This is a genomic window from Paracoccus onchidii (assembly GCF_028294535.1).
Classification (GTDB): domain Bacteria; phylum Pseudomonadota; class Alphaproteobacteria; order Rhodobacterales; family Rhodobacteraceae; genus Paracoccus; species Paracoccus onchidii.
The window spans coordinates 23,453-49,502 of sequence record NZ_JAQBIE010000027.1; the positions used below are offsets into that span (position 1 = coordinate 23,453).

The following is a 26,050-nucleotide window of genomic DNA, read 5'->3' on the forward strand; positions in this document are numbered from 1 at the left end:
AGGCGATCAGCGCGCGGCGCTGTCGGCGGATTTGCGGGCAGCGGCCACGAGCGGGCTCGGCTTGTTGGTGGGCCCGGGCGCACTGGCGAGAATGCCGCTGGCGTCGCTCTTGGCGGCGAGGCTGTCGAGGATCTGGCCGCGCAGGGCATCGGGGCTTACTCCGCGCCTTACCGCATCGGCCGCGTCCAGGGTGACACCCAGCTTTGCCGCCTGGGCGCAGATCGAGGCCACTTCGGCGGCCTCGGCGCGGATGGCATCGGCGGTGGCATCGCTCGGCGCTGCGGCTGCGGGCGCGGACGGTTCAACCGCTGGCGCCGATGCTTCTGCCGGTTGCTGCGCCGTCGGCGTGGTGGGTTGCGGCGGTGTGGCGGTTGCACCGGGTGCTGCGGCTTTCGGGTTTTGCTGGGCCGGTGTCTGGGCATCGGCATCCGTCTGATCGCTCATGATCATCTCCTGCTTGGGATGGGGTGGTAAAAGGGTCTGGCGCGGCGGCGTCCGTCCGACCGATAGAACCGGGCGGTCGAGGCTGTCGGCAAAGGCGCGGAAGGCGGCACGGGGATCGGCGACGGTATCGGCCAGACCGGCCTCGACGGCTGCCGGGCCCCGGAAGATCGCGGCTTCGGTGGCGAGCGCCGCGTCTCTGGTCATCCTGGCACCGCGCCCCGCCGCCACCGTTTCGGCGAAGAGGATCCTCAGATCCTCCAACTCGGCCTGCAGCCGGTCGCGAATGCCTTCCGGCAGGGCGGCATAGGGATTACCATCGGCTTTCTGCGCCCCGGCGTGGATCAGCGTCACCGCGACGCCCTTCTGCGCCAGCATGCCGGACATGTCGGTATGCATGGTGATCACCCCGATGCTGCCCGCCGCGCCGGTTCGGGGCAGGGTGATGCGATCTGCCTGCGAGGCCAGCGCGTAACCGGCCGAAAGCGCATGTTCCGCCAAGAAGGCATGAACCGGCTTTGCATCCCGCGCGGCGCGGATGCGGTCGGCGAGATCGAAGGCCCCGGCCACCTCGCCGCCAAAGCTGTCGATTTCGAGCGCGATGCCACGAATGGCGTCGTCAGAAACCGCCGCGTCGATCTGGGCGCCGAGGCCTTCATACGAAGTCAGGCCAGAGCTCTGGCCGATCCAGGCGCCGCGATGGACGAGTGTGCCCGCGATGGCGATGACGGCAACACCGTCGATCACCGGAAACGGCGCATCGGTGTATTCACCATGACGTCCGACCAGATCGCCGCCGATCAGCGAGGCATGGGTGGTTTGCCGTGCGGCGATCAGCTCCGGTTCTGCGACCGTCATGCCGTCAAAGCGAATTTCCTGCCCGGTGATCCGGGGTCCGAGACCCGACAGAAAGGCCAGCGCCTTGGCGGGGGCGATCATCAGCGGCGTGTCGAAGGCGCGCTGGGCGATCTGGGCGTGATGCATCAGCGGTCCTCCTTTGGTTTGGTCTCGTCGTCATCGGGGTCGGTGGCGCCGTCTTCATCATCGTCCTTGCCGTTCGTGGCGTCGGCGCGATCGCCAACAGCCTCGCCCTTCGGTCCCTGCGCGGGCGAGCCAGGGCGGCGGAAATCGAGGCCCAACGCGGCTTCGCGTTTCCGTTCGGCCGCGATCTCGCGGTCGACCTGTTCCGCGTCGTAGCCGCGCTCGGAGATGGCCTGGCTGCGGGATTTGAGACCGGCCTCGATCTGCAGGATCTCGGCCGAGGCGTCCTTCATCGGATCGACCCAGTCCCAGCGCGTCGGCAGCCAGCTGACGGCCTGAAACACGCGCCGGTCGCGGTCATAGCCGGGCAGGTCGATGGCACCGGACAGCACCGCCAGATCCAGCCAGCGCTGCCAGACCGGGCGGCAGAGCTGATGGACGATCACACTGTGCTGGATCGCCGAGACCCGGCGGCGGAAGTCCAGCAGCGCGACCCTCGTGTTGGAGAAGTTCCCGCGTGCCGCATCGCCGGTCAGGTAAGGGTAGGGAATGCCCAGCGCGGCTGCGATCTGCAGCAAGGTTCGGTATTGGAAGGGCTCATAGGTCGAGCCGGAGTCGGGCGTGGCGGGTGTCGAGACATCCTCGCCCGGGTCCAGCCGGACGACCTGGCCGGGCTCGACCTCCAGATCCTCTTCGGCCGGTTCCAGCGGGGTTTCCGGGGCAGGCGAGGTGATGAACATCGCGAACATCGCCGCGGTCTTCTTCCGCTCCAGCTCGGCATCGTCATAGAGATCCAGCGTGAAGAGTTTGACGATGGCCGGTGCGAAACGGGAGACGCCGCGCAGCTGGCCGGCCTCGACAGGGTCAAGGACGTGAATGATCTCCGAGGCAGGCACGCGGACTGTTTCACCCACCAGCCCCGGATCGGTCATGTCGCCCGGATGGCGGCGCAGCAGGTGATAGGCGATGCGCCGCCCGATGCCGTCGAATTCGATACCCTGTCGGATGGTCCCGCCGCCGGGCAGTTCCCGGTTCAGATCCATCGGCAGCATCTCCGAGGGCAGCATTTGCAGCTGCAGCGGCACGGAGAGCCCGTCTTCGGGGCGGCGCGGGCGGAGCCGCAGAAACACCTCGCCCGTCAGGAACAGTTCGCGCGCGGCACGGCGCTGGAGGCCGTAAAAGTCCGTCAGCCCCTCGGCATCGGCCTCATCCGTCCAGGCGTGCCAGAGCTTCTGCAGCGTTTCCTTCTGGCCTGCGTCTGCAATCGAGGACGATGGTTTGATGCCGTCGCCGACCACATTGCTGGCGAAGGCCTCCACCGCGCCCGAGGCATAGCCATTGTTCCGCGCCAGCCAGCGGGCCCGCGCAGTGATGGTCTCGCCCGCGCCCGCGATCAGCGTGTTCACATGGGCGCGGGATGCCCGGAACCCGCGCAACCGGCGGTGTGACTGCGCCGCGTCGAACCCGCCGATGATCGCCCCGAGGCGCGCCCGGATGCCGTCAAGCGCCATGGATCAGAGCCCTTTCGTCGCCACGGTGCCCCAGCGCCGACGGCGGGTCGCACCAGTTGCGCGGGCGATGCGGGCTTCCAGATCGCTGATCGCGGCTGCCAGTTCGGCATCAGAGCCATAGGTCAGGGTCTTGCCGTCATAGCTGACAGAACGAAGCCCGCTGAAGCGGGCCTCATGCAGGGCCGAAAGCAGCGCCCGCATCCGGTCGATCTCCATCTCTCACCTCATGAAACGCGGAGTATAGGTTTGCCGCTTGCGGCGTGGCGTGGTTGGTGGCGCACCGGCCTGCCGGGCAGGCGGCTCTGCGGTGGGCACGGAGTCGTCCGTAAAATGGGCTGCGCCCGCATCCGGTACTGGAGGCGAAACGCCCGCCTGATCCTCCAGCTGCCGCCACATGCGTTCGTCCCAGCGGTCGGCACCCATGATCCAGGCGGCGGCGCGGGCATAGACGCGGGTGTCGAGCGCCTCGTTGCGTTCGCGCAGCTTCTGCCATTCCTGCCGGGCATAGCCGCGCTTGTTCCGAACCGTGACCAGCTGTTCGGCGACCAGTTGCTTCAGCCATTCGCTGTCGGCCCAGTCCGGCAGATGGATCATGCCCGGCGGATCGGGCCGGTCCTCCTCGGGCCGTTCCAACCGCAGGAAGCGATAGGTCTCGATCTTGAAGGTGGCGGTCGCCACCGACCACAGCCGGGCGCCCCGGCGCAGGCGTTTGCCGCCCACCGTCGCATCGACGAAGGTCGGGCCGGAAACCGGCGTGGCGCGATTGAAGCCCTCGAGACCCTTGACCGGCACGACCTGCTCGAACCCCTGCGCCCGCGCCCAGGCATAGACCGCTGCCGCCTCGTAGCCGGTATCGATCGCCAGTTTTGCAATCGGCATGACCGCGCCATGGGCGTGCTGCCAAGTACGGCCGAGCAGCTTGGTCAGTTCCGCCCATGCCGCCGGGCTGTCCGGCCCGCCCGGAATGACGACGTGATCGACCAGCCAGCTCTGCAGCCCGCGCCCCCAGGCCCAGATATCGACCTCAATCCGGTCCTTCTGGATGTCGGCCCCGGCGGTCAGGAACAGACCGCCTTCGGGGATCTGCGCCGCGAAGGCTTCCCGGCGATCCGCCAGCCGCTGCCATTCCGGTGCCTCGCCGCGCTCGACCCAGGTCTCACCCAGCAGCGTGTTGCGCGCCGCGCGCAGCATCTCGTCATTGCCCTGCGCGGCCAGCCATTCCCGGGCGATCTGCTCCCAGCTCTTCCAGCCGATGGGCGAATAAAGCGCCGAGAGGTGATAGCCGACATGGTGCGGGTCAGTTGAAACCGCCATCGCGCGCCATTCGCCTGCCTCCAGCATGGCGGTCTTGTGATGCTCGGCGATCAGCGCCTCGCAGGCATTGCAGGCATAGGCGGTGGTCTCGGGCTTGGCCTTCTCCCAGCGCAGACGTTCGAATTCCAGCCATTGCATCGCGCCGCAATGCGGGCAGGGCACGAAATAGCGCCGCTGGTCCGAGGCCTCGAATTCCTGCTCGATCCGGCTCAGCCCCCGGATCGTCGGGGTCGAGACCAGAAACACCTTTCGGCGATGCGCAAAAGTGGTGCTGCGCGCCTCGGCCAGCGTCACCGGATCGCCCTCCTCATCGGCGGAGGGCGGATAGGCGTCGATCTCGTCCAGAAACAGATAGCGCGCGGGCATCGACCGCAGACCGGTGGCCGAGTTCGCCCCGGTCAGCACCAGAATGCCGCCCGGGAATTCCTTCGACAGCATCGAATTCCCGGCATCGCGGGATCGCGCCGGGCTGACCCTCTCACGAAGCGCAGGCGAATCCGAAATCAGCGGGTCGAGGCGTCCGCGCGAGGCGCGTTTGGCCATCTCGACCGTAGGCAGCACCGCCAGCATCGGGCCGGGGGCGTGGTGAATGACAAAGCCGATCCAGTTATTCCCGGCCTCGGTGGCACCCACCTGCGCAGCCTTCATGAAGCTGATGCGCTGCGCCGGATGGCCGGGCGAAAGCGCATCCATGATCTCGCGCAAGTACGGCGTCCGCGCCGTGCGGTAGCGCCCGGGTTCGGCCGCCGCCCGTGACGACAGCCAGCGGTGTCTGTCGGCCCATTCCGACACCGTCAGATCGGGATCGGGCCGGATGCCGCGCGACCAGGCGCGCAGCATATCATGGGCGCCGTCGAAACTCAGATCGGGGCTGTGATCATCGCTCCCATCGTCATCATTCAAGACAAACCTTGAGGTCGGCGAGGGCGGTGAGCTGGTCTCGGACATGGGCTTCCAGCACCCTCTGCAGCACCCCGGTGCCGATGCTCATTGCTTCTCCGGTGGTCTTTTCCATCTCGGCGGACAATTCCGCCGCCATGATCGCGGCGACGCGGGCGGGCCAGGTCACCCAGGCATCGCGTTCCTGCCGGGCTAGGCGAAAGACCAGCGTCTCGGCCCGCGCCCGGTCGACCAGCACGCCCTTCTTCTTCTGGATGGCGATCTGGCGTTCCTGCGCCTGATAGACCGTCAGCGCCGTCCGGGCCTTCAGGTAGGAGGAACTGTCACCCGGGCCGGAGATCGACGGGGCGGTGAGGTTGGTATCGGGCCGCGACGCCCGTTCGGATGTCGCCGCCTGCCGCGCGGTGCCGCCCTTCGACCGGATCTGCTGATCCGGATCGGTGGTCGCCGCGCGCCTTGCGTCCGACGCCGCCGCGTCGATGGAGCCATCGGCGAAGAGGACCAGCCGGCCGCTCTTGCGCGCTTTCTGGATCGCCCCGCGCGACAGCCCGGCATGGGCCGCATAGGCCCGTTCGCTCATGCCCCGCATGGGTGCCGCCGAAGATGATGGTGATGTGCATCAGAAAGCACTGTTATTGCTCCGAATTCTCTACACTTCAGGACGCCCCAGAGCGATGCTGCATCAACGAAACGCAACTCCCGGAGACCGAAATGACCCGCAAGCCCGCCCGAACCAACGACGCCGCCCTCGCTGCCTTCATCGCGAAGAAAGCCGAAATCGACGCCATGCTGGCCCGGTTGCTGGCGTTCAGCGAGGATCATTTCGGCGCAGATCCCGAACGTCTGAACTGGGCCGACGTTGGCAGCCTCGAATATCAGGCGAACCTGCTGAAGCAGATCAGCGATTTTGCCTTCGGCGAGGGCGAACACGCCGCCTGACCGGCTGGCAAGTGGCGCCCGCCACGCCCCGGATAACGGGGCCCGGCTCCGTAGAAGCCGACCGCAGCCTGCGGCGGCGATGCACGGAGACAGACATGACGAAACTTACCGACACCCAAGCCCTGATCCTGACCCGGGCCAGCGCCCGGCCGGGCAATCTCGCGCTGCCGTTGCCCGAAGGGCTGCATGGCGCCGCCGCGAAGATGGCCATCAGCCGGATGATCAAACTCGGCTTCATCGAGGAGGTCGAGGCCAACCGCCGGCGCAATGAGCCGCTCTGGCGCGAGACCGGCGATGGCCATGGTACGACATTAATCGCCACGGATGCCGGGATGGACGCCATCGGCATCGATCCGGTTGTGGTCAAGACCATGGCCGCGCTGCGCGATGCCAAGCCCGAGGCCATCGCCGCCGCCCAGCGCCCCGGCACCAAACAGGCGCAGCTGATCGCCATGCTGCAGGCGTCTGAAGGCGCGACCATCGCCGAGATCGCTGAGGCGACGGGCTGGCAGCACCATAGCATCAGGGGCGCCATTTCCGGATCGCTGAAGAAGAAGCTGGGCCTGACTGTGACATCCGAGAAACTCGCCGAGAGGGGCAGGGTCTATAGGCTGAACTCGGCCTGATGTGGCGCCGCATCACCCATCTTCCAGCAACTGATGCGCCAGAGTTCGGAGCGCATGCGCGGCAACCAGTGGGACCACGCCATTGCCGCAGAGGCGGAGCCGGTCCACCCTGCAGGCCAGCCCATCAGCGCCTCGACGAATAGCGGGTTCAAGGTCCGGCGCTGATCGCAAATATCGGGTCCAGCCATCGGCGTCGTGAGGACCTGGCGGCCAAGGAGGCCTTTGACCGGTGTGTTCGCAAGGCTGGTCGCCCCATCCTTGTGGTCGCGCGCCGTCGGCGTCATCCACATCCGGCTGGCATGGGTTAGATCGGCCGATTTGCGATTGCCCGCGCTCGGTTTGTTGCCGTCCGTCGCCAGCGGCGTCGGCCAGTCCCGGGCCATGCCGTCCAGCCCCTTTTCGTGTTTCCGCACACCGCCCCGGCTGCGAAAGCTGTCGGTCTGCGGCGTTGGCCACATCGCCGCCCTCGTGGCGAGGTTCATCCCGTGCTTGCCCGCCGCCTGTGATGGCGTCGGTTTCGTCTGCCGGTTCTCGTTGGCGCTGGCCCGGGGCGTCGGCCAGAGGCGCATGATCTCGCTGCGATTGCCGCCACTCGAACGGGTGCCGGAGCAGGCGCGCGGGGTCGGCCAGCTCGTCGCCTTCCCGGATGGCGAGGATGAACAGGCGTTCCCGGCGATGGGGCGCGCCGACTTCCGCCGCCGTAAACAATCCCGCCGCAAGGCGGTAGCCCATGCCGACCAATCCGCTGGCGACTTCGGGGAAGCCGAGGCGGAGATGATGAGCGACATTTTCGAGAAAGACGAAGGGCGGTTCGGCCTCGCCGATGATGCGGGCGACATGCGGCCAGAGATGGCGGGGATCCTCGGTGCCTCGGCGCTTGCCCGCCACGCTGAACGGCTGGCACGGATAGCCCGCAGAGACGATATCCACCGCGCCGCGCCAAGGCTTGCCGTCGAAGGTGGCAATGTCGTCCCAGATAACAGCCTGATCCAGGGCCGCGTCCGCCATCCGCGCCACGAGAGTGGCCGCAGCGTAGGTCTCCCGCTCGACATGGCCCACAGTTCGATATCCGGGCAGGGCGAGGGTGAGCCCGAGATCGATCCCGCCCGCGCCGGAGCAGAGGGAGAGGCCGAAGAGGCAGGTGTCATCGGCCCCGGAATCGCGTCCGGGGGCAGGTAAAGCCAGGTCATTCATTGTCTCAGCGTCGGTTGGCGGTCAGGTCGGCGAAGCTCTGGTCGGTACCCTCCAGCACCGCAGCCTGGCCGGTCAGGTTCTGCCAGCGGGTGATGGCGACATCGACATAGGCGGGGTTCAGCTCGATCCCGTAGCAAACCCGGCCAGTGGTCTCGGCCGCGATCAGCGTAGTGCCGGAACCCATGAAGGGCTCATAGATCGCCTGCCCGGGGCTGGAATTGTTCAGGATCGGCCGACGCATGCATTCGACCGGCTTCTGGGTGCCATGCGCCGTTTCGGCATCCTGATCCTTGTTGGCGATCTGCCAGAGCGTGGTCTGCTTGCGATCCCCGGCCCAATGGCCTTTGCCGCGTTTCTTCACCGCATACCAGCAGGGCTCGTGCTGCCAGTGATAGTCGCCCCGGCTGAGGACCAGGCGGTCCTTGGCCCAGATGATCTGCGAGCGGATATCGAAACCGGCCGCGATCAGGCTGTCGGCGACGGTGGTGGCGTGCAACGCGCCATGCCAGACATAGGCGACATCGCCCGGAAACAGCGCCCAGGCCTCGCGCCAGTCGGCGCGGTCGTCGTTCAGCACCTTGCCGGTGCGTTTGGTCGCTGAGGCGCCGGACTGGTTGCGCCATGACGGATCGTATTCGACGCCATAGGGCGGGTCGGTCACCATCAGCAGCGGGCGGACATCGCCCAGCAGTTTGGCGACCACATCGGCCGATGTGCTGTCGCCGCAGATCAGCCGGTGCGGCCCGAGCTGCCAGAGATCGCCCGGCACCGAGACCGGATCGGCTGGCGGTTCCGGCACCTCGTCTTCGCCCTCGGCGGCACCATCTTCGCCGAGATCCGGATCCTGCAGCAGGGCTTCCAGCTCGTCCTCGGCGAAGCCCAGCAGCGACAGATCGAAGTCATCGGCCAGCAGGCCCGCCACCTCGTCGCGCAGCAGCGCCTCGTCCCAGTCGCCGAGTTCGGTCAGCTTGTTGTCGGCGATGCGATAGGCCCGGCGCTCCGCCTCGTCGAGATGGCCCAGCCGGATCACCGGCACCTCATGAAGCCCCAGCTCCGTCGCCGCCAGCACCCGGCCATGGCCCGCGATCAGCTCGCCATCGTCACCGACCATGCAGGGTACCGTCCAGCCGAAGCGGGCCATGCTGGCGGCAATGCGCGCGACCTGATCGGCCCCGTGCATCTTGGCGTTCCGGGCATAGGGGCGCAGCCGCTCGATCGGCCAGAACTCGATCTGGCGCGGCGCAAAGGCGAGGTCCATGGAGTGAGGAGGTCCTGTGGTTTTGGGCGGCTTCAGGGCGGGTGGATTCCGGTGGATTCCGCTGGCGGTGGCTTCCGCGAACTGGATCCCGCAGGTGGCTTCCTGGATCCCGCCGGAATCCAGCAGGAATCCACCCCTGCGGAATGCTCAAAGCCTTGTTTTATTGGTCGAAACACCGCTCGGTTGGCTCAGGTGGATTCCGGGTGGATTCCCCGGCGAAATCGCCTGACGCTGGCAAACTTCTGCGCTGCGCCCCCCCGAATACGGATCGCGCCGGGGAGGAACCATGGCAGGGGGGTAGGGCTGGAAGGGTTTTGCGAAAAGCGCCTGATGGGGTCCATTCTCCGGGTGCTCGTCTTCGATGTTTGATGTATGAGTCAAGAGGGGCAGCTCTGTCAACAGGGCTCGTTGCCAAATTGTTCGCGTCTTGGTCGGGGCGCCCACGGTTGCCGTTTCGGCATAGCATCGGTGACCTCGATGCTCCGCAGCATGCCCCCTTCGCGCAGTCCTTCCCGCACCCAGCCGAGCGCCAGCCACCACCGCTCGTAATGGCGATGCGCGGCGTCGATCTGGTCGGGGTGCGGCGAGAACGTGACCGGGCAGGCACGCAGTTCCACCGTCCGCCACTTGCCGCGTGACAGCACGCGTACCGTGCCGACGGCGATGGTGATCGAGCGTTCGCCATGCTGGTTGCGCTTCATCTCGACCGGCACGCAGCGGGGCACGGCGCCCGGCATCCAGTCGGGCGTCATGCCGGCGCGCGCCAGCTCGGCGATGCGGATGGCCATGCGCAGACCACCGAGCGACGTCGGCAGGCCCGCGACACAGGCGGCGATCACCTCGGCATCCTCGTGCGTCGAACTGTCGGGCTTGTACCGGCCACCATCGATGCGGCAGCCCAGCGCGGCGCGTTGCATCAGCACGTATTCGAGGCCGAAGCCGGGACCGTCGCCGCGTTCGGAGTCGGGCGGCTCGGGCAGTTCCAGCCGGGCCTTCTCGGTCCGGAAGGCCCATTCCAGCACCTGCTGGACGCCAAGCGTGCGGCGGATGCGGGATGAGCGGTTCGGGAAGCGTGCATGGATGCTCATGCCACGCCCCGTTCTCGCAGCCGTTCGGCCGTCACCAGGCCGCGCTCCAGCATGGCATTGCGGACCGTGTTCGAGATGGCGTTGGAGGGCAGATAGCCATCCCCGTTCACCAGCCCGGCGTAGAAGCCCGCGATTTCGTCCATGCTGGCCCGAGGTGTGTCAGCGGGCTTGCCGCCGCGCTTGCGGCGCTTGTCGCCCTCAATGGTTGTCCTGACCTCTGCGGTCCGTGCCGCCCGTTCCATCGCCCTGTCCAGCGCCCTCGGTCCGTCCGGCGGTGCGGGATGCGTGCTGCGGCTGTCACGCGCCACGGCGACGATCCGGTCTTCGCTGAGGCCGAGATCGGTGATCCAGCGACGAACGTGCTCCCTCGGTGGCCAGCCCTGCCACCAGCCGGGAAGGCCGGCATCGGAGTCGAAACCGAGGGCGTCGAGCAACTCTCCAAAAAATTCCTCAAATCGATCATCGCGCGCTCGCGCGCCCTCCTCCTCCTCCTTTACTGGTTCCCTTAAAGGTTCTCTTACAAGGTTAGTGTCCGGATTCCGGACACGGAAATCGCCATTTTCCGGACACGGCTCTGCCCGAAATCCGGACACGGCTCCGTGTGCAGTTTCCGGACACGGGTTGACAGCGTTGGGCGACGTTGGACGGCTTTCGCCGTCAGGATGATCGTCTGAAAACCCGGGAAAATCGCCATGTCCGAATTCCGGAGACGGGTCGGATCGGGGGTCATCGAAGCTGTCCTCGAAACCGAGAATGTAGCGGGTCGGTTGCTGGCGTTTCGTCACCGGGTCGACGCTGGCGCAGCGCCGGATCAGACCGGCCAGTTCCAGCTTGCGGAGATGGTCGTTCAGGGCGGATCGGCTGATCTCGCAATCCGCCGCCAACCGCGCCTGTGTCGGAAAGCAGCCGAAATCGGGATTGTGCCGATCGCAGAGATGCCAGAGCACGATCTTGGTCGCGGGTTTCAACCCGCGCTGCAGGATGGCCCAGTTGGTCGCATAGTGACTCATGCGCAGGCCCTCCGGCGCGGGTTCAGGGCCTGCGCCCGTGTGGTGATGCCGTGATCGGCGAGGGCGCCCAGCGCGTCCTCGACCGAGCGGACCAGCGCCCAGCCGAAGCCCTGCGCCTTCACCATGTCGCGGAATGCCATCTGCTCGGGGCTGAGCCTGCCGGAGGGACTTTTGACTTCCAGAAACAGTACCTGACCGCCGGTGAGGACGATCAGATCGGCAAAGCCCGGACAGACGCCCATGCCGGTCAGAATAGCCTGGCGTTGGCGGGCAGCCTTGCCGCCGCCGCCGACCTCGTTGGCGGAATGGTGGATGATGGCATCGCGCGGCAGAACGATGCGCAGCGTGTGGACGATGGCGCGCTGGATATCGGCCTCAGGGGTGCGGCGGGTCATGCGGCACCGCCTTTCGGCTTCCGGCTCGACACGGCGATCAGCAGACCGGCGAGGGCGAGTGCCTCGCGGCTTTCCTGCGGGTCGGGGCTGTGGGCGGCAATAGCGCGGCAGGCGAGGACGATCAGGCTGTCCGGGTGATGCACGAAGTCGGCGACGATTCCGCGTGCCTCAGTGAGACGCTGGGCTGGCCAGTCGGACGGGCAGGGCGCCGCATCCGTACTGTTGCAACCGACGTCGGAGGTGTGGATCGGTGACATTGCGTTCATTTCCGCCCCCGAGGTTTGCTGGCGGTCTTCTTCGCGACACTCGGCATCTCCTGCGACTGCAGCCAGTCCTGCACAACGCTCATCCGGTAAAAGATCTTGCGGCCGGCACGGACGCAGGCCGGGCCCTTCCGCCGCCGCTCCCAGCGCCCCAGCGTGTCGACCGTGAGGCCCAGTTCCTGGGCCAGGTCATATCGGCTGATCCAGCCGCGCAGCAGGCGCGGCTGGATTGCCGGTTCCGCACTCATGGGTTGTGTCATGCTCTTGCCTCCTTCTCGCATCGCCCGAACCGGGCGGCTGACGGGGAGAAGAACAATCACATCGAAAGCCCCGGCAGGGAGGCGGAAGGTGGCGTAATTCCCCCGGACTTACGCCACCCCATATTTTGCTGGGGTTTTGCGCGATTCGCATCCGTTCGACCGGCAGGCGCCCCGGCGAAGCGGCGAGCATGCCGGTGTGACATTATGCTGCATGTTCGGGAAACATCTGCAATTGCTGCGGTGCAGAACGTGTCAAGAACGATGTTCCCCTTATCCCCAGCCATTGGCTCTTGCCAAATCGCGTCCCGGTGGTGAAAAAATCTGCCCAATCACGCCCGAAGCGGCCGACTTACGTGGACTTGCAGCGCAGTCCGCGAACGCTAGAGCTGTGCCCTTAGGGAGGTGATCGAGGCAGGGCGCCGATGGTCGGAAGGACCGACTGTCCGGCGCAGGAAGACAGGGAGATGACACCAATGGCATTGCCACAACGCGCGTTTTACACAGTTCAGGAGGCAGCACTTCGCTGGGAATGCGCGTTGAGCGACCTCGCTGGATGGGCCGCGACCGGAAAACTGGAGATCGTGACGGCGATCCGGCCGATGATTCAGGGTGGCCATGTCCATGCTGGCTTTGTCGTGGTAGAGGCGGCTGATATTCTGGAGCTGTTTTGGCCAGGTCACGGGGCGCCGGACGTCGCAACCCTGCGGCGCTTTCGCCCTGTCGGCACAGAAGACTGGATCCTGATCGAGAGCCCAGCCGATTTTGTTAAGGTTCACCTTGGTCGCCTGATGATCACTGTCGAGGAAATGCACCGCTTCGAAACGACCCACGGGCTGATGCGGCGTCTGACGATCAATAACGGCGCGCCGTCGCGCCACAATTGGGAAGGCCTGCTGGCCTTTCTGATCCATCGGGTACATGGGGAGGGCGTGCCCGCGACACAGGGCGAGTTGATCGCCATCGCACTGGATTGGTTCGCGCAGCATTCCGAGGGCGGCGACATCCCCGATGAAAGTACCATCCGGCGAAGGCTGGGGCCGATCTGGAAGATGCTGCGGGAGAATGCCTGAAGGCAGGGCAGCATACCGGCCAGCGCGGCGAGGATCAGGCGCTCCTGCGGGCCTGATCCCCGGCATCATGCACCAGCACCGGCTTCGGGCGGAAGGCGCTGGCCACGGCATCGACCCCGGCGCGCAGCGGCGAATCCATCAGATGGGCATAGCGCGCCGTCGTCTGGGTCTGGCTGTGGCCCAAGAGCTTGCCGATCATCTCCAGCGAGGCGCCGCCGCTGACCAGCAGCGAGGCGAAGGTGTGACGCAGGTCGTGGATCCGGACATCCTCGATCCCGACCTGTTTCTGGATCCGTTTCCAGAAGTTCCGGATTTCCTTCACCGGCTGACCCGGCACATCGCCCGGAAACAGAAATGCGCAGCCGCACGGCACCAGCAACTGGCGCTGACGGACGATGGCGGCGGCTTCATCCGAGATCGGCAGACGGTGAATCTTGCGCTGCTTGGTCATGCTGGCGGGCTTCGACCAGCTCAGATGTTCGAGGTTGAAATGCTCGAACCTTGCCTGCCGGACCTCGCCGACCCGCGCCCCGGTCAGCATGCAGAGCCGGATGATATCAGCCGCGCGTCGGTCCTCGGCCGCGTCCAGCGCGGCGGCGAGCTTGCGGATCTCCTCCTGCGACAGGAATCGCTCGCGCGGGTTTTCGATGCGGCGGCGAAACCCCGAGGCCGGATTGTCCTCGCGCCAGCCCCAGCTCTGGGCATAGGTGAACATCTTTCGAAGCACCTCGCCGACACGGTTGGCGCGCACCGGGGTGGGCTTCGACCCCTGCAGCTTCCGCGCGCGGTTGTTGGGCTTGGCCTTGTGTGGCCGACACCGCCCCTCCGCGATCCGGTTCAAGAGCTTTTCCACATCATAGGGCGTGATCTCGGTGACAAGGCGGTTGTTCCAGTCCGGCCCGATCAGCTTCGTCAGCATGGATCGCTGATCCGAGGCGTTGGTCTTGGCCAGATTGGGCAGATGCACCTCGGCATAGCGCTCGGCCAGGTCCCTGAACCGGGGCGCGTCCCGCCCGTCCTCCTTTGCGCCCAGCGGATCGCCCCCGGCATCGATATCGCGCCGCAGCTCCTTCGCCCGCTCCCGCGCCGCCGCCGTTGACCATTCCGGCCAGCGCCCCAGCGTCATCCGCCGCTGCCGCCCGGCATGACGGTAATCCAGCGTGAAGGCGCGGTTGCCGGAGCGGTAGATGCAGATGGCAAACCCCCGCACCTCGCTGTCGAAGATCTGATAGTCCCGGCCCGGTTCCGGCACCGCCTCCCGCACCGATTTCTCGTTCAGTCTCAATCGCTTCACCATGCCCAGCGCCTCCTTCTTGCATCCCACATGAGGCTCAGCCTCGCGCGCATGGCAAGTCATACATCGCCGCCCGGACCGGCAGGGAGGCGGAAGGTGGCGGAAGTCGGAGGGAGACGTGCCGGTACTGAACAGATAGACACCAATCTTGATGGCCGTTCCCGCAGACCTTCATAGGAAAGCCCCAGAAGTTACCCTAAGCACGTTCTAGGAGGAACGTTACTCCTGTCCAAACATGGACCGGCCTTCGACCATTAGGCTCGCATGTAGGATGTTGCCAGTGTCGGATTCGGTAATGAACAGGCTAGGATGAGCCATATCGCCGAATGCGAGATTGGTCGTCGTGACGCCTGTTTGGCTGACAACGCGATATGTCGGCGCGCCCATTCTTGAAACGCCCCAAACGCATCCATTCCCCGCATGCGCTATCCACAGTCCTCCCTGTGAATCGACAGCCAAGCCGTCCGGGCCCGACAGACCTCCGGAAAGCTGGACGAACACACCAACCTTGGAAACCGAACCATCCGCCATCAACGGAAGTCGCCAAACACTGTTGCCTCGTGTCATTGCCACATAAAGCGCGTCCTCATGCTCGTTCAGCACGATGCCATTCGGACTCGGGCCTGTGTCGATGAGCAGGTCGAGCCGATCCTGTTCGGGCTGATAGCGATAGACGCGGCCGTTTGGCATTTGCATCCCGCTCTGACCCTGATCGGTGAAATAGAGCGTTCCTCGACTGTCGAAGACGAGGTCGTTGCAGCCGCGAAAATGTTCGGAGTGGCGATGGGTCACCACCGGCTCGATAGTGCCGGTCACCGGATCAAGCACCATGATGCCGTTTTTGTAATCGGCTATGAATGCTCGGCCATCGCCATGAAACTTCAGGCCATTCGGCCAACCGTCATATTCCGCGACAAGCGACCATTTTCGGTCGGGAGAAATTCGGAATACTCGTCCATAGGGAATATCCGTTACCCATAGATTGCCGTCGCGGTCGAAGCTGGGGCCTTCAAGAAAGCTGTCGATCTCTCGGCCCGGCTTGTTGGCGGCAGCCCAAGCCGGAGAGGTGTTCTTGATGCGGAACTCGGAAGGCATGGTGGTCCAGACATCTGCGTCGATGATCTGTGGTGCTGGGTAGAAGGACATGATTTCTCTCCTCAGGCGGTCAATTGATTGACCAGTCGTTGCCGGCTGGCCTCTAGGGCGGCGATCAGGCTGGGGCGGGTATCGGGAGCGAAGCGCGTGATCAGGCCCGATACCGCAAGTGCGCCAATAAGCTGGCCGTTGGCTGACATGATCGGAACCGCGATGGCGGCGACATCGCCGTCGCGTTCTCCGAGCGAAATGGCGTGACCCGCTGCGCGGATGACTGGATCGCCTTCCCCTAGCTTGGGCGAAAAGGCGAGAAGCACCTTGCCGCTGGCGCCCTGCGTGATCGGCATCCGGGCGCCCTCGATGATGGAATGGCGTATCGCACGCAATGGCTCGCTGCGGAACAGACAAACCCGGCTGTCGCCTTCGCGGATGTAATATGAAGCGGTCTCGTTGGTTTCATCCGAAAGCTGCTTCAATTCGGGGCGCATTACCCCTGCCAAGTCGAAGCTCTGCCGATAGTTCGAACCGATACGCCAAGCAGTCGGGCCGAGGCGAAAGCGGCCGCCCTCGTCGCGGATCAGGTAGCCGAATCGCTCAAGTGAGACACCCAGCCTGAGAATCGTGCTTTTGTATTGCCCTGTTCGTTTCGAGATCTCGGCCAAGCTGAGATCGGGCGATTCCGGATCGAAGCAATCGAGAATTTGTAGAGCGCGTTCAACGGCTTCGACGCCTTTTGCCTCGGTCATTCGTCCCTCCCTTTCGGAGAAGATTGACACAACAGCATCAATAAAGCATAACGTTCTATTAGATGCAATAACATTCTGTTAGATAGAACGATTGGGAGGAGAAGCCATGACGTTCACTTACCGGGCAATGATCCTGTCGACGGCCATCGCGATGAGCGGAGGTGTCGCCAAGGCGCAGGACATCATCTTCAGCGGGGTCTCGACCACGTCAGACGATTACCAGCTGGGTGTCGTATGGTCGGGCATCGCGCGTGAGGCGGGCCTTTCGATGACGGTGGTCGAGAACGGCACCGTCGCGGGGATGCGTAAGGCAGCGCTGGGAGAGGTCGACATGGTCGGTGTCGGGGCGCCTCACTACCTCGACGCCGTCGACGGAACCGGTAGCTATTCCGAGGATCCCGAGGACCTACGCGAAGGCTACAAGACCATGAAGGCGATCCTAGCGCTGCCCGTCGGGATGGCCCAGTATGTGGCGCGCTCGGATGCCGGTATCGAGAGTTTCAAGGACCTCGCCGGCCACAAGGTCGGTATCGGCCGACCCGGTGGCAATGCGGGCAAGGTGACAGAAACGCTGTTCCAGATTCATGGCATCGCCGACTCGGTCCAGGCACAGGCGATCGAATACGGCCCCGCGCTGGACCAGATGGCGGCGAGCACCATGGATGCCACCCTTGTCTGGGGATCGATCCCGACCGCGGTGATCGACAACGCGTCGCGCCAGATGGAACTGCGCTTCGTCTCGCCCGATCCGACGACGCTGGAAGAGTTCCAGAGCACAATCACCAACGGCGAGTATTACGTCTATCAGCGAGTTCCGGCTGACGTTATCGAAAAGGCCTATGAAGGGCGGGTCGCCGCTGACGGGGACGCCTATTTCTGGACTTTCCCCTATCAGATCATGGTGCGCGGCGAGATTGACGAGGAAATCGTCTATCAGCTGACCAAGGCGCTGTGGGAGAATATCCAGAAGGTGAACGATGCTTCTGCTGGCCTGTCGCTGGTCAACCTTGACGAAGCGTTGACCTCCATCTCGGCCGAACTGCATCCCGGTGCCGCCCGCTATTACAAAGAGATCGGGCGCATGTGATTGCATTCGGGCGGCCGTTATGGCCGCCCGTCAATCAACCCAGGCGCATCGCCCGGGGATCCTTTTAGCCAAACAGCCAACCTTATCGAAGGAACGAGCATATGAATGTCTCGGTTGAAGCCTTCGTGCGCGGCCTCATGCCGGACACGGCAGATGATCGTGCACCTTACGCGGCGGTCCAGGCCCTTGGACTTGCTGCGGCGGGTCTGATCCCGCTATTCATCATATACACCCAGCTTTTCGGGCGCTTTCCCTCGGAAGTGCAGTATGGGACCGTTCTCTACCTGGGGCTGGTTGCCATCTTCTGCCTGCGCCCCGCGTTTGTCGACAAGTACGGGCGGCGCCGGCCGCTGGATCTCGTCGTAACCGCATTGCTGATTGCGGGCGCGACCTTCGCTTATACCTACTACACCAACCAGTATGACGACATCGCCGCCAACCGCGAAGGGCTTCCCAACAACTGGGACCTGCTCTGCTATGCGATCGGCTCGCTGGTCGTGGTCATCGGCGCGCATCGGGCGGAAGGCTGGCTGCTGACCGGGGTGGTGATCGCGGCGTTGATCTACCTGTTCTTCGGACACATGATGCCCGGCCTGCTGGAGCATCGGCCGATGTCGATGAACCGCGTGCTGGAGATTTCCTACGGCTATCGCGGCATCTTCGGCGTGGCTCTTGGGTCCGTGGTCGACATCGTGCTGGTCTTCGTGATCCTGGGCGTCGCCCTGCGGCTGACTGGAGCGGGCGATTTCTTCAACGATCTTGCCCTGATGCTGACGCGCAGGCAGCGTTCGGGTCCTGCGCAATGCGCGATCATTGCATCCGCCTTGTTCGGGTCCATCAACGGCTCGGCGCCGGCCAACGTGGCCTCGACCGGTGTCCTGACGATCCCGATGATGCGCAAGGCCGGCTATAGCGGCCGCTTCGCGGGCGGGGTCGAAGCGACCGCATCTTGCGTCGGGCAGATCATGCCGCCGGTGATGGGCGTCGGTGCATTCATTATGTCCGATGTGACCGGCATTCCCTATGTGACCATCATGCTGGCCGCGATCGTGCCCGCGATCCTCTATTTGGTTTCGCTCTCGGTTGCCGTCGCGCTAGAGGCCGGTCGTCTGAACATCGCGCCGCTGGACGTCGAGGCCCCGGCATGGGACCGCCGCATGTATAGCCGTGCGGCCGTGCTGGTAGTGGGCTTCGGCACGTTGCTGACGCTGCTTTTTTTGGGATATCCCGCGACATATTCAGGCCTGGTGGCGAGCGGCGTCATCGTCGCGGTTGCCATGATCCTGCCCGATACGCGGCTGAAAGGGTCTGACTGGCCGACCTTCATCGTCGATTCCGGTCGCGAGGGTCTGTCGGTGATGCTGTCCTGTGCGGCCATCGGCATCGTTATCGCCGCCATTACCTCCACCGGCCTTGGTATCAAGCTGAACCAGGAGATCACCGCGCTTGGCGATCAGAACCTGCTGGCAGCCCTGGTCTTGGCGGCAGTCTGCTCGATCGTGCTGGGCATGGGGCTGCCGACGGCTGCTTCCTACCTGATGGTCATCTTCGTCGCCGGCCCCGCTATCATGGAACTCGGGATCTCGGAACTGTCGACGCATATGTTCGTCTTCTACTACGCGGTTCTGTCGGCGATCACGCCACCGGTTGCACTGGCGATCTTCGCCGCCGCCGCTATTGCCAAGGAAAATCCAATCCGGCTTGCGATGACCGCGCTGCGCCTTGCGGCTGTTGGCTTCGTCCTGCCGATTGCGTGGATCTATCACCCCGAGATCATGGTCGGCACGCAGGACACGGGCGTCATCGACGCGCTGATGATCATGCCGTTCCTGCTGCTGGCGATCCTCGGCTTTTCGGCGGCGCATGTTGGCTTCCTGTTCGGCAAACTCAGCATTCCGTTGCGGCTCGCACTCGGGTTGGCAGCAGCTTTCATCATGGCGCCCGGCTGGTGGACGGCCTTCCTGGGTGGCGCCGTGATCCTTGCCGTTTCCATTCTCAAATACAAAGGAGCAGGTCATGAATAAGCCACTTGAGGGCGTCCGAGTTCTTGACCTGACCAATGTCCTCGCTGGTCCGTTCTGCTGCCACCAACTGGCACATCTGGGTGCCGAGGTGATCAAGGTCGAAGTGCCAAAGACTGGCGACCTGGCCCGCAATCTTGGCGCCGACCCAGCACTGAATGTTGCGGGAATGGGAGTGTCCTTTCTTGCTCAGAATGCAGGCAAGAAATCGGTGACTGCCAATCTGAAGACCGAGGCAGGCAAGGAGTTGCTGAAGCGACTGGTTCGGACGGCCGATGTGCTGGTTGAGAACTTCCGCCCCGGCGTGATGGACCGGCTGCATCTTGGCTATGACGTTCTGAAGACCGCGCGGCCCGAACTGATCTATTGCGCGATCTCGGGTTTCGGACAGACTGGCCCGTGGACCCATCGGCCGGCCTATGACCAGATCGTGCAGGGGGCTTCGGGGGTCATGTCGATCACCGGCGACGCCGATAGCGCGCCCTTGCGTGTCGGCTATCCGGTTGCCGACACGGTCGGCGGGCTGACCGCCGCCTTCGCCATCGCGGCCGCGTTGAATGCGCCGAAGCGGGGCACCTTCATCGACGTGTCGATGCTGGAATCGCTGATCGCCACGATGGGTTGGGCGGTCTCGAATTGGCTGGTTGCGGGCCAGCGGCCGACGCCGAACGGCAACGAGAACCTCACTTCTGCGCCCTCGGGCACATTCGCGACCGGGACAGGCCCGCTGAACATCGCTGCCAACAAGGATGAGCAATGGGAGATTCTTGCCCGACATATCGGCCGTGAGGATCTTCTGTCGCGCCTCGAGTTCGCGACGCGAGAGGACCGCAAGAAGAACCGCATGATGCTGAAAGCCGAGATCGAGGCGGCACTTGCGTCGCGCGATGCGAGGCAGATCGCCAAGGAGCTCAACCGCCTTGGTGTGCCTGCGGGCGCCGTGCTCGAGTTGCCGGAAGTACTTGAACACGAAGTCATCCGCACGCGCGGAATGGTCGCCGAGTTTTCTGATGTGCCGGGCGTCGGCAAGCCCGTCCAGGTGCTTCGAACGGGAATCAAACTGGATGGCGAGGCGCCCTCGGTCGCGGCACCTCCACCAGCGCTCGGGGCCGATAACGACGCGATCCTAGCGTCTCTGGGATACGCGGCCGCCGACATTCAGTCCATGCGAGAAAGGGGAGAGATATGAGCAGCGACGCACAGGACGTCCGTGACTGGTGGCGCACGTCGATCATCGACATGCATCCCGGGGTGATCGGGTTCCGCGGATATCCGATTCAGGAGCTGATCGGCAATGTCAGCTTCCCGGCGATGATCTGGCTGATGGTTGCGGGTCGTCTGCCCAACAGCGCCGAGGCCGAGCTACTCGACGCCGCACTGGTTGCCGGTGTCGATCACGGCCCGCAGGCGCCTTCGATCGCGGCAGCGCGCAGCGCCGTGACCTGCGGGCTGGCGCTGAACAATGCCATGGCAAGCGCGGTGAATATGCTTGGTGACGTGCACGGCGGCGCTGGCCAGCAGACGCTGGAGCTTTATTACGACATCGCTGCCCGTCAGGATGCAGGCGCATCGCTTGAGGATGCAACGGCAGCCGCAGTTGCCGACTGGCAGCAGACCCGCACAAAGTTCATCCCCGGTTTCGGTCATCGATTCCACAAGTATGGGGACCCGCGGGCGCCGCGCCTGCTGGAGCTGGTGCGGAATGTCGCAGTCAAGGGCGGCGTCTCGGGCCGCTTTGCCGATATCGGCGAGGCGGTCGAGCACCATCTCGGCGCCGGGCGCAGTACACCGGTGCCGATGAATATCGACGGCGCCACGGCCGTCATCTTTGCCGAACTGGGCTGCGAGCCGCCGCTGGCGCGTGGGCTGTTCTGCCTGTCCCGCTCGGTCGGAATCCTTGCCCATGCCTGGGAGCAGACCCAGCAGGGCGGACGTAACAAGGGGCCCGTGCCGCCCCGGTTTCTCTACACCTATGACGGCCCGGCTCCGGGTGAACGGACTGTCGGGTCGGAAGGAGCATAACGTGAAGCGGATACAGACAGTATTCATGGCAAGTGCAGCAATCCTTGCTTTCTCTGCGCCGGTGTCAGCTCAGACGCCGGCAGCCGAAACAAAACCGTCGGCCTATGAAGTTCCGAGTAGCATAGCCGTTCAGGACCAGGCTCACCTGGCTGCACGCGGCTATTTCTTCGCCGGCGGCGAGTATGTCGGCGAGCCAGGCGCAGAGGTCGTCGACGGCGCGATGTATGTCGAGGTGCTGGTCCCGAATGATGTCACGCAGCCCTATCCATTGGTTCTGTTTCACGGTGCGGCGCAGACCGCGACCAATTGGATGGGGACGCCCGATGGCCGCGAGGGATGGGCAGATTACTTTCTGCAGGCTGGGTTTGTCGTCTACATGGTTGATCAGCCAGCTCGCGGCCGTTCTGCCTATCACCCCGAATTCGATGGAGAACTCAGAAACTTTCCGGCGCCAATCATCCAGAAGCTGTTCACGGCCTCGCGCGACGGAGGAACATGGACTCAGGCCCAAAAACACGATCAGTGGCCTGGAACCGGCCTGAAGGGCGACGAGACCTTCGACGCGTTCTATGCGACGCAAGTCGAATTCCTGAAAAGCAATGCCGATACGCAGGCGCTGGTTAAAAAGGCTGGGGCGGCACTTCTTGACAGGATTGGCCCTGCCATTTTGCTGACCCATTCCCAAGCTGGAGCATTCGGCTGGCTGATCGCAGACGCGCGCCCGGACCTTGTGAAGGGCATCGTATCGATTGAGCCGCTTGGCCCGCCTTTTCAGGATGCGGTTCTGGGTGACGGTGCTGCCAGGCCTTGGGGGCCGACGGACATTGCGATTACCTATGACCCTCCGGTAAGCGCGCCCGAGGACTTGAAACCGCAAAAGCAGGCACAGGCCGACGCGCCGGATCTCGTTGTGTGCTGGATGCAGCCGGAGCCAGCGCGAAAGATCCCAAACCTGGCGGGGATCCCGATCCTGATCGCTGTCGGAGAGGCGTCTTACCACGCCGTCTATGACCATTGCACCGCCCGCTACCTGGCGCAGGCGGGGGCGGATGTCGACTTCGTACGGCTCGAGGACCACGGCATCAAGGGAAACGGTCACATGATGATGCTCGAGAAAAACAATCTAGAGATCGCTGGCTTCCTGGCCGAATGGGTCACCCGGAATGTCGAGTGATGTTGCGGACGCAGCCGGGAGGACCCCGTCCCGTCTCAAGAAAACCTTACATGGAGAGGAGAAACTACCTATGAAATATGTCTACTTCGCAAAAGCGGCCGTCATCATCGCCGGCTTGACGCTCCCCGGTGCCGCAATGGCCTTTGATCCCGGCGCGACCGAGTGCATCGCGCCTGCCAATCCCGGCGGCGGATGGGACTTCACCTGCCGTCAGGTTGGCAAGACCCTGCAGGATCTGGGCCTTATCTCGGGCACAATGCAGGTGACGAACCTGACCGGCGGTTCGGGCGGCGTGGCCTTTGCCCAGATTACCAACAAGCGCAACGAAGATAACAATGTCATCGTCGCCGCATCATCGGCCACGGCGACACGGCTTGCGCAAGGGGCTTTCCCAGGCGGTAACATGGATCAGGTCCGCTGGATCGGCTCGGTCGGGGCCGATTATGGCATCATCGCGGTCGCAGCGGATTCCTCCGTCGAAACGCTGCCGCAACTGATCGACCAGGTGAAAGCCGACCCTAGCTCAGTCGCCTTCGCGGGCGGTTCTGCCGTCGGCGGCTGGGACCATCTGAAGGTCCTGTCCATGGCCAAGAAGGCTGGGGTCGAAGATGTCCGGACGGTCAAGTATGTCGCCTTCGAAGGCGGCGGCGAGGCGATCACCCAGCTGCTCGCAGGTTCCGTTCAGGCATTCACCGGCGATGCGTCTGAAGCCAAGGGCTTTGTGGATTCCGGCGACATCAAGGTGCTGGCAGTTCTGGCACCCGAGCGGATGGAGGGAGATTTCGCCGGCTTCCCGACTGCCAAGGAACAGGGCATCGACGCTGTCGGCGCCAACTGGCGCGGCTTTTACGCCCCCGGCGGAATGACCGACGATGCCTATCAATATTGGACGCAAAACCTCAAGACGCTTTACGATTCGCTAGAGTGGAAACAGGTTATGGAGACCAACGGCATCGCACCGCTGGATCTGTCGGGTGAGGCGTTCCAGCAATTCGTCGCCAGCTCTGTCGAAGAGATCCAGACACTCTCGCGCGAGATCGGCCTGATCAAGTGATCACCTGGCGGCCCTTGAACGGGCCGCCACCATTCCTGTTTTGGGAGGAGAGAATGTTACGCACTGACAGAATTGTCGGCGGGATAGCCATCCTTGTCGCTGTTTTCTTCATCTGGCGAACGACCCTGATCGAAATTCCGTTCATCTCGGACCCGCTGGGACCGAAGACCTTTCCGGTGATCATCTGTGCCGTGCTTGCGCTGGCTGGGCTGGGCGTCATGCTGAAGCCGGACGCAGAGCCAAATTGGCCCAAGCTGTCCGGCTTCATGGAGGTGGGGCTGGGTGTCGTCGTCTTCATCGCATATGCGGAATTGCTGCCCGTCCTGGGTTTCATCATCGCGACCTTCTTCGCCGGTGGCATCCTTGCCTGGCGGCTTGGTGCCCCACCGGTTCAGGCGGCGATCGCCGGCATTGGAATTTCGCTGGGGATCTACGCCGTCTTTCACCTTGCCCTTGGACTGACCCTCGCGGTCGGGCCGCTTGGCTTCTAGGAGGCTATCATGGAAGCATTATCTTCACTTGGCGACGGTTTCCTTGTCGCGCTGAGCATGCAGAGCCTACTGCTGGCGGCTATCGGCTGTTTGCTCGGGACGATCATCGGCGCGCTGCCGGGGCTTGGCCCCTCGAACGGTGTGGCGATCCTGATCCCGCTGGCCTTCAGCCTTGGCCTTGGCGCGACGCCTGCGCTTATCCTGCTGACCTCGGTCTATTACGGGGCGATGTATGGGGGGCGGATTAGTTCGATCCTGCTGAACATACCCGGCGATGAACCGGCGATGATGACCTGCCTGGACGGCTATCCGATGGCCCGAGCGGGCAGGGCCGGGGAAGCACTGGCGATCTCGGGCATCGCCTCGTTCGTGGGCGCGTTCTTCGCCACCTGGGGTCTGGTCTTTCTTGCGCCGCAACTGGTCGATGTCGCGCTGCTGTTCGGCCCGGCCGAGTATTTCGCGTTGTTCGCGCTCGCCTTTGCCACCATCGGCGGCGTCGCTGCCAGCAACCAGATGAAATCGCTGCTGGCCACCGGCTTTGGCCTGCTGATCGCGATGATCGGCGTTGATCAACAGACCGGGGTGACGCGGTTTTCCTTCAACAATGTCCATTTCTATGACGGCATCGACTTTCTGGTGGTGATCGTCGGCCTTTTTGCCCTGTCCGAGGTGTTCATCTTCCTCGAAAACCGCTCGGGCGGGGGGATGGATACCGACAGCGTGCCCTTGGGCCGCACCACCGTCACCAAAAGGGATCTGATCGAGACGACCCCGGCCATGGCCCGCAGCACGGTCGTGGGCTTTGTCGCCGGGGTTCTTCCGGGGGCAGGCGCTTCTTTGGGTTCGTTTCTGGCCTATACGCTGGAAAAGAAGGTTTCGGACAAGAACAAGACCTTCGGCAAGGGCGATCCACGCGGCGTCGCCGCCCCCGAGGCCGGCAATAACGCCGCCGCCGGTGGGGCGCTGGTACCGATGCTGGCGCTGGGTGTGCCGGGTTCGGGCACGACAGCGGTGCTGCTGTCGCTGCTGTTGGCCTTGAACATCACGCCCGGTCCGCTGTTGTTCCAGCAGAACCCGGATGTGGTCTGGGGCCTGATTGCGGCGCTGTTCATCGCCAATATCATGCTGCTGGCGCTGAACCTGCCGCTGATCAAGCTGTTCGTCAAAGTCCTGCAGGTGCCGACCCGCTACCTGATGCCAGCCGTCGCGATGATCTCTTTCGTCGGCGTCTATGGCATATCCGGCTCGACCTTTGACCTTCTGGTGATGATCGCGTTTGGGGTCATCGGCTGGCTGTTCCGCAAACTCGACATCCCGCTGGTGCCGATCATCCTCGGCGTGTTGCTGGGCAAGCTGATGGAGGCCAACCTGCGCCGCGAACTGACCATCTCGGACGGCGATTGGTGGGCGCTTGTCGACAGCCCGCTCGCCATCGGCATCTGGCTTTTCGCAATTGCGGGCTTCGTTGCGCCGATCGTTCTCGGACGCTTCTTCCGCGTAAAGGAGAAGCAGCCTTTCGACGGCGAAACGCTCGATACCGATTGATGGCAGGCAAATACTGTTGAGCCATCAAGAACGCGCTCTTTCTCGGCACTGATCGGTCGAGAAAGAGCTGGCCGATTAAGCAACAGAACGCCTACCTCAACGCCACCTCAACCCTCGGCTGCGGTTTTTGCGCGTGTTGTGCCGTTCGAAGGCGCTTGATGCAGTCGAATGCAGGAATGGAAATCGCGAGAAATCAAACGGTTGTCGCGTAACGTGCTGAATTTATTAGATTTCCGATTTTCGCCTCTGATCGGCTCATAACCTGAAGGTC

At 64.1% G+C, this 26,050-nt stretch carries 26 protein-coding genes and 1 pseudogene; 11 read left to right on the forward strand and 16 right to left on the reverse strand.

What is annotated here, in order from left to right; genetic code table 11:
* Nucleotides 1–6 precede the first annotated feature (6 nt).
* Genes PAF17_RS16805 through PAF17_RS16825 form a run of 5 tightly spaced genes read right to left on the reverse strand, consistent with a single transcriptional unit; the run spans nucleotide 7 to nucleotide 5,736 of the window.
* Nucleotides 7–1,425 (reverse strand): S49 family peptidase, encoded by a 1,419-nt coding sequence (locus tag PAF17_RS16805; protein WP_271890256.1) that lies wholly within the window; start codon nucleotides 1,423–1,425, stop codon nucleotides 7–9.
* Nucleotides 1,425–2,933 (reverse strand): phage portal protein, encoded by a 1,509-nt coding sequence (locus PAF17_RS16810; protein ID WP_271890257.1) that lies wholly within the window; start codon nucleotides 2,931–2,933, stop codon nucleotides 1,425–1,427. The genes PAF17_RS16805 and PAF17_RS16810 overlap by 1 nt, the downstream gene beginning before the upstream one ends.
* Before the next feature lie 3 nt (nucleotides 2,934–2,936).
* Complete coding sequence (locus tag PAF17_RS16815; RefSeq protein ID WP_271890258.1) at nucleotides 2,937–3,149, reverse strand: phage head-tail joining protein; 213 nt, start codon at nucleotides 3,147–3,149, stop codon at nucleotides 2,937–2,939.
* A 3-nt stretch (nucleotides 3,150–3,152) separates the two neighbouring features.
* Nucleotides 3,153–5,195, reverse strand: a complete 2,043-nt coding sequence (locus tag PAF17_RS16820) for a phage terminase large subunit family protein (protein ID WP_271890259.1) — start codon at nucleotides 5,193–5,195, stop codon at nucleotides 3,153–3,155.
* The gene (locus PAF17_RS16825; RefSeq protein WP_271890260.1) at nucleotides 5,143–5,736 is read right to left on the reverse strand and encodes a hypothetical protein; all 594 of its coding nucleotides are present in this window, start codon (nucleotides 5,734–5,736) and stop codon (nucleotides 5,143–5,145) included. The genes PAF17_RS16820 and PAF17_RS16825 overlap by 53 nt, the downstream gene beginning before the upstream one ends.
* Nucleotides 5,737–5,750: 14 nt before the next feature.
* Between PAF17_RS16825 and PAF17_RS16830 the strand changes: the two genes are divergently transcribed.
* A complete protein-coding gene (locus PAF17_RS16830) occupies nucleotides 5,751–6,086 on the forward strand; it encodes a hypothetical protein (protein WP_408636440.1) in 336 nt (111 codons plus the stop codon).
* A 95-nt stretch (nucleotides 6,087–6,181) separates the two neighbouring features.
* Nucleotides 6,182–6,712 (forward strand): DUF3489 domain-containing protein, encoded by a 531-nt coding sequence (locus PAF17_RS16835; RefSeq protein WP_271890261.1) that lies wholly within the window; start codon nucleotides 6,182–6,184, stop codon nucleotides 6,710–6,712.
* On the opposite strand, the gene PAF17_RS16840 is transcribed toward PAF17_RS16835, so the two are convergent.
* From PAF17_RS16840 to PAF17_RS16875, 8 genes and pseudogenes are all read right to left on the reverse strand, one after another.
* A complete protein-coding gene (locus PAF17_RS16840) occupies nucleotides 6,691–7,281 on the reverse strand; it encodes a hypothetical protein (RefSeq protein WP_271890281.1) in 591 nt (196 codons plus the stop codon). The two genes, PAF17_RS16835 and PAF17_RS16840, sit on opposite strands and share 22 nt — an antisense overlap.
* A gap of 103 nt (nucleotides 7,282–7,384) precedes the next feature.
* Nucleotides 7,385–7,906: pseudogene (locus PAF17_RS16845) on the reverse strand (DNA cytosine methyltransferase); the annotation flags it as partial.
* Between the two features lie 4 nt (nucleotides 7,907–7,910).
* Nucleotides 7,911–9,164: a DNA methyltransferase gene (locus PAF17_RS16850; protein WP_271890262.1), complete on the reverse strand. Its 1,254-nt coding sequence runs from the start codon at nucleotides 9,162–9,164 to the stop codon at nucleotides 7,911–7,913.
* 395 nt (nucleotides 9,165–9,559) lie between these two features.
* On the reverse strand, nucleotides 9,560–10,252 hold the full coding sequence (locus tag PAF17_RS16855; RefSeq protein WP_271890263.1) for a hypothetical protein: 693 nt from the start codon (nucleotides 10,250–10,252) through the stop codon (nucleotides 9,560–9,562).
* On the reverse strand, nucleotides 10,249–11,262 hold the full coding sequence (locus tag PAF17_RS16860; protein WP_271890264.1) for a helix-turn-helix domain-containing protein: 1,014 nt from the start codon (nucleotides 11,260–11,262) through the stop codon (nucleotides 10,249–10,251). The genes PAF17_RS16855 and PAF17_RS16860 overlap by 4 nt, the downstream gene beginning before the upstream one ends.
* On the reverse strand, nucleotides 11,259–11,657 hold the full coding sequence (locus PAF17_RS16865) for a VRR-NUC domain-containing protein (RefSeq protein ID WP_271890265.1): 399 nt from the start codon (nucleotides 11,655–11,657) through the stop codon (nucleotides 11,259–11,261). The genes PAF17_RS16860 and PAF17_RS16865 overlap by 4 nt, the downstream gene beginning before the upstream one ends.
* Nucleotides 11,654–11,914 (reverse strand): hypothetical protein, encoded by a 261-nt coding sequence (locus PAF17_RS16870; RefSeq protein WP_271890266.1) that lies wholly within the window; start codon nucleotides 11,912–11,914, stop codon nucleotides 11,654–11,656. The genes PAF17_RS16865 and PAF17_RS16870 overlap by 4 nt, the downstream gene beginning before the upstream one ends.
* A 5-nt stretch (nucleotides 11,915–11,919) precedes the next feature.
* The gene (locus tag PAF17_RS16875) at nucleotides 11,920–12,180 is read right to left on the reverse strand and encodes a helix-turn-helix transcriptional regulator (protein ID WP_271890267.1); all 261 of its coding nucleotides are present in this window, start codon (nucleotides 12,178–12,180) and stop codon (nucleotides 11,920–11,922) included.
* 464 nt (nucleotides 12,181–12,644) lie between these two features.
* Between PAF17_RS16875 and PAF17_RS16880 the strand changes: the two genes are divergently transcribed.
* A complete protein-coding gene (locus tag PAF17_RS16880) occupies nucleotides 12,645–13,250 on the forward strand; it encodes a hypothetical protein (protein WP_271890268.1) in 606 nt (201 codons plus the stop codon).
* A gap of 34 nt (nucleotides 13,251–13,284) precedes the next feature.
* Here PAF17_RS16880 and PAF17_RS16885 read toward each other — a convergent pair whose 3' ends face one another.
* The 3 genes from PAF17_RS16885 to PAF17_RS16895 form a co-directional block, all read right to left on the reverse strand.
* Complete coding sequence (locus PAF17_RS16885) at nucleotides 13,285–14,547, reverse strand: tyrosine-type recombinase/integrase (RefSeq protein WP_271890269.1); 1,263 nt, start codon at nucleotides 14,545–14,547, stop codon at nucleotides 13,285–13,287.
* Between the two features lie 216 nt (nucleotides 14,548–14,763).
* On the reverse strand, nucleotides 14,764–15,690 hold the full coding sequence (locus PAF17_RS16890) for an SMP-30/gluconolactonase/LRE family protein (RefSeq protein WP_271890270.1): 927 nt from the start codon (nucleotides 15,688–15,690) through the stop codon (nucleotides 14,764–14,766).
* Between the two features lie 11 nt (nucleotides 15,691–15,701).
* Nucleotides 15,702–16,385, reverse strand: coding sequence for an IclR family transcriptional regulator (locus PAF17_RS16895; protein ID WP_271890271.1), 684 nt, complete (start codon nucleotides 16,383–16,385; stop codon nucleotides 15,702–15,704).
* Between the two features lie 106 nt (nucleotides 16,386–16,491).
* On the opposite strand from PAF17_RS16895, the gene PAF17_RS16900 reads away from it, so the two are divergent.
* The 8 genes from PAF17_RS16900 to PAF17_RS16935 all read left to right on the forward strand — a co-directional run bounded on the left by PAF17_RS16900 (nucleotide 16,492) and on the right by PAF17_RS16935 (nucleotide 25,779).
* Nucleotides 16,492–17,472: a TAXI family TRAP transporter solute-binding subunit gene (locus PAF17_RS16900; RefSeq protein WP_271890272.1), complete on the forward strand. Its 981-nt coding sequence runs from the start codon at nucleotides 16,492–16,494 to the stop codon at nucleotides 17,470–17,472.
* Nucleotides 17,473–17,573: 101 nt separating this feature from the next.
* Nucleotides 17,574–19,496 carry a TRAP transporter permease gene (locus tag PAF17_RS16905; protein ID WP_271890273.1) on the forward strand — a complete coding sequence of 641 codons (1,923 nt, stop codon included), beginning with the start codon at nucleotides 17,574–17,576 and terminating at the stop codon, nucleotides 19,494–19,496.
* Nucleotides 19,489–20,682 (forward strand): CaiB/BaiF CoA transferase family protein, encoded by a 1,194-nt coding sequence (locus PAF17_RS16910; RefSeq protein WP_271890274.1) that lies wholly within the window; start codon nucleotides 19,489–19,491, stop codon nucleotides 20,680–20,682. The genes PAF17_RS16905 and PAF17_RS16910 overlap by 8 nt, the downstream gene beginning before the upstream one ends.
* The gene (locus tag PAF17_RS16915) at nucleotides 20,679–21,515 is read left to right on the forward strand and encodes a citryl-CoA lyase (protein WP_271890275.1); all 837 of its coding nucleotides are present in this window, start codon (nucleotides 20,679–20,681) and stop codon (nucleotides 21,513–21,515) included. Before PAF17_RS16910 ends, PAF17_RS16915 begins: the two co-directional genes overlap by 4 nt.
* Before the next feature lies 1 nt (nucleotide 21,516).
* Nucleotides 21,517–22,689, forward strand: a complete 1,173-nt coding sequence (locus tag PAF17_RS16920; RefSeq protein WP_271890276.1) for an alpha/beta hydrolase — start codon at nucleotides 21,517–21,519, stop codon at nucleotides 22,687–22,689.
* A gap of 136 nt (nucleotides 22,690–22,825) precedes the next feature.
* Nucleotides 22,826–23,743 carry a Bug family tripartite tricarboxylate transporter substrate binding protein gene (locus tag PAF17_RS16925; RefSeq protein WP_271890280.1) on the forward strand — a complete coding sequence of 306 codons (918 nt, stop codon included), beginning with the start codon at nucleotides 22,826–22,828 and terminating at the stop codon, nucleotides 23,741–23,743.
* Between the two features lie 53 nt (nucleotides 23,744–23,796).
* Nucleotides 23,797–24,234, forward strand: coding sequence for a tripartite tricarboxylate transporter TctB family protein (locus tag PAF17_RS16930; RefSeq protein WP_271890277.1), 438 nt, complete (start codon nucleotides 23,797–23,799; stop codon nucleotides 24,232–24,234).
* Nucleotides 24,235–24,243: 9 nt separating this feature from the next.
* Nucleotides 24,244–25,779, forward strand: coding sequence for a tripartite tricarboxylate transporter permease (locus PAF17_RS16935; RefSeq protein WP_271890278.1), 1,536 nt, complete (start codon nucleotides 24,244–24,246; stop codon nucleotides 25,777–25,779).
* The last annotated feature ends 271 nt before the right edge of the window (nucleotides 25,780–26,050 follow it).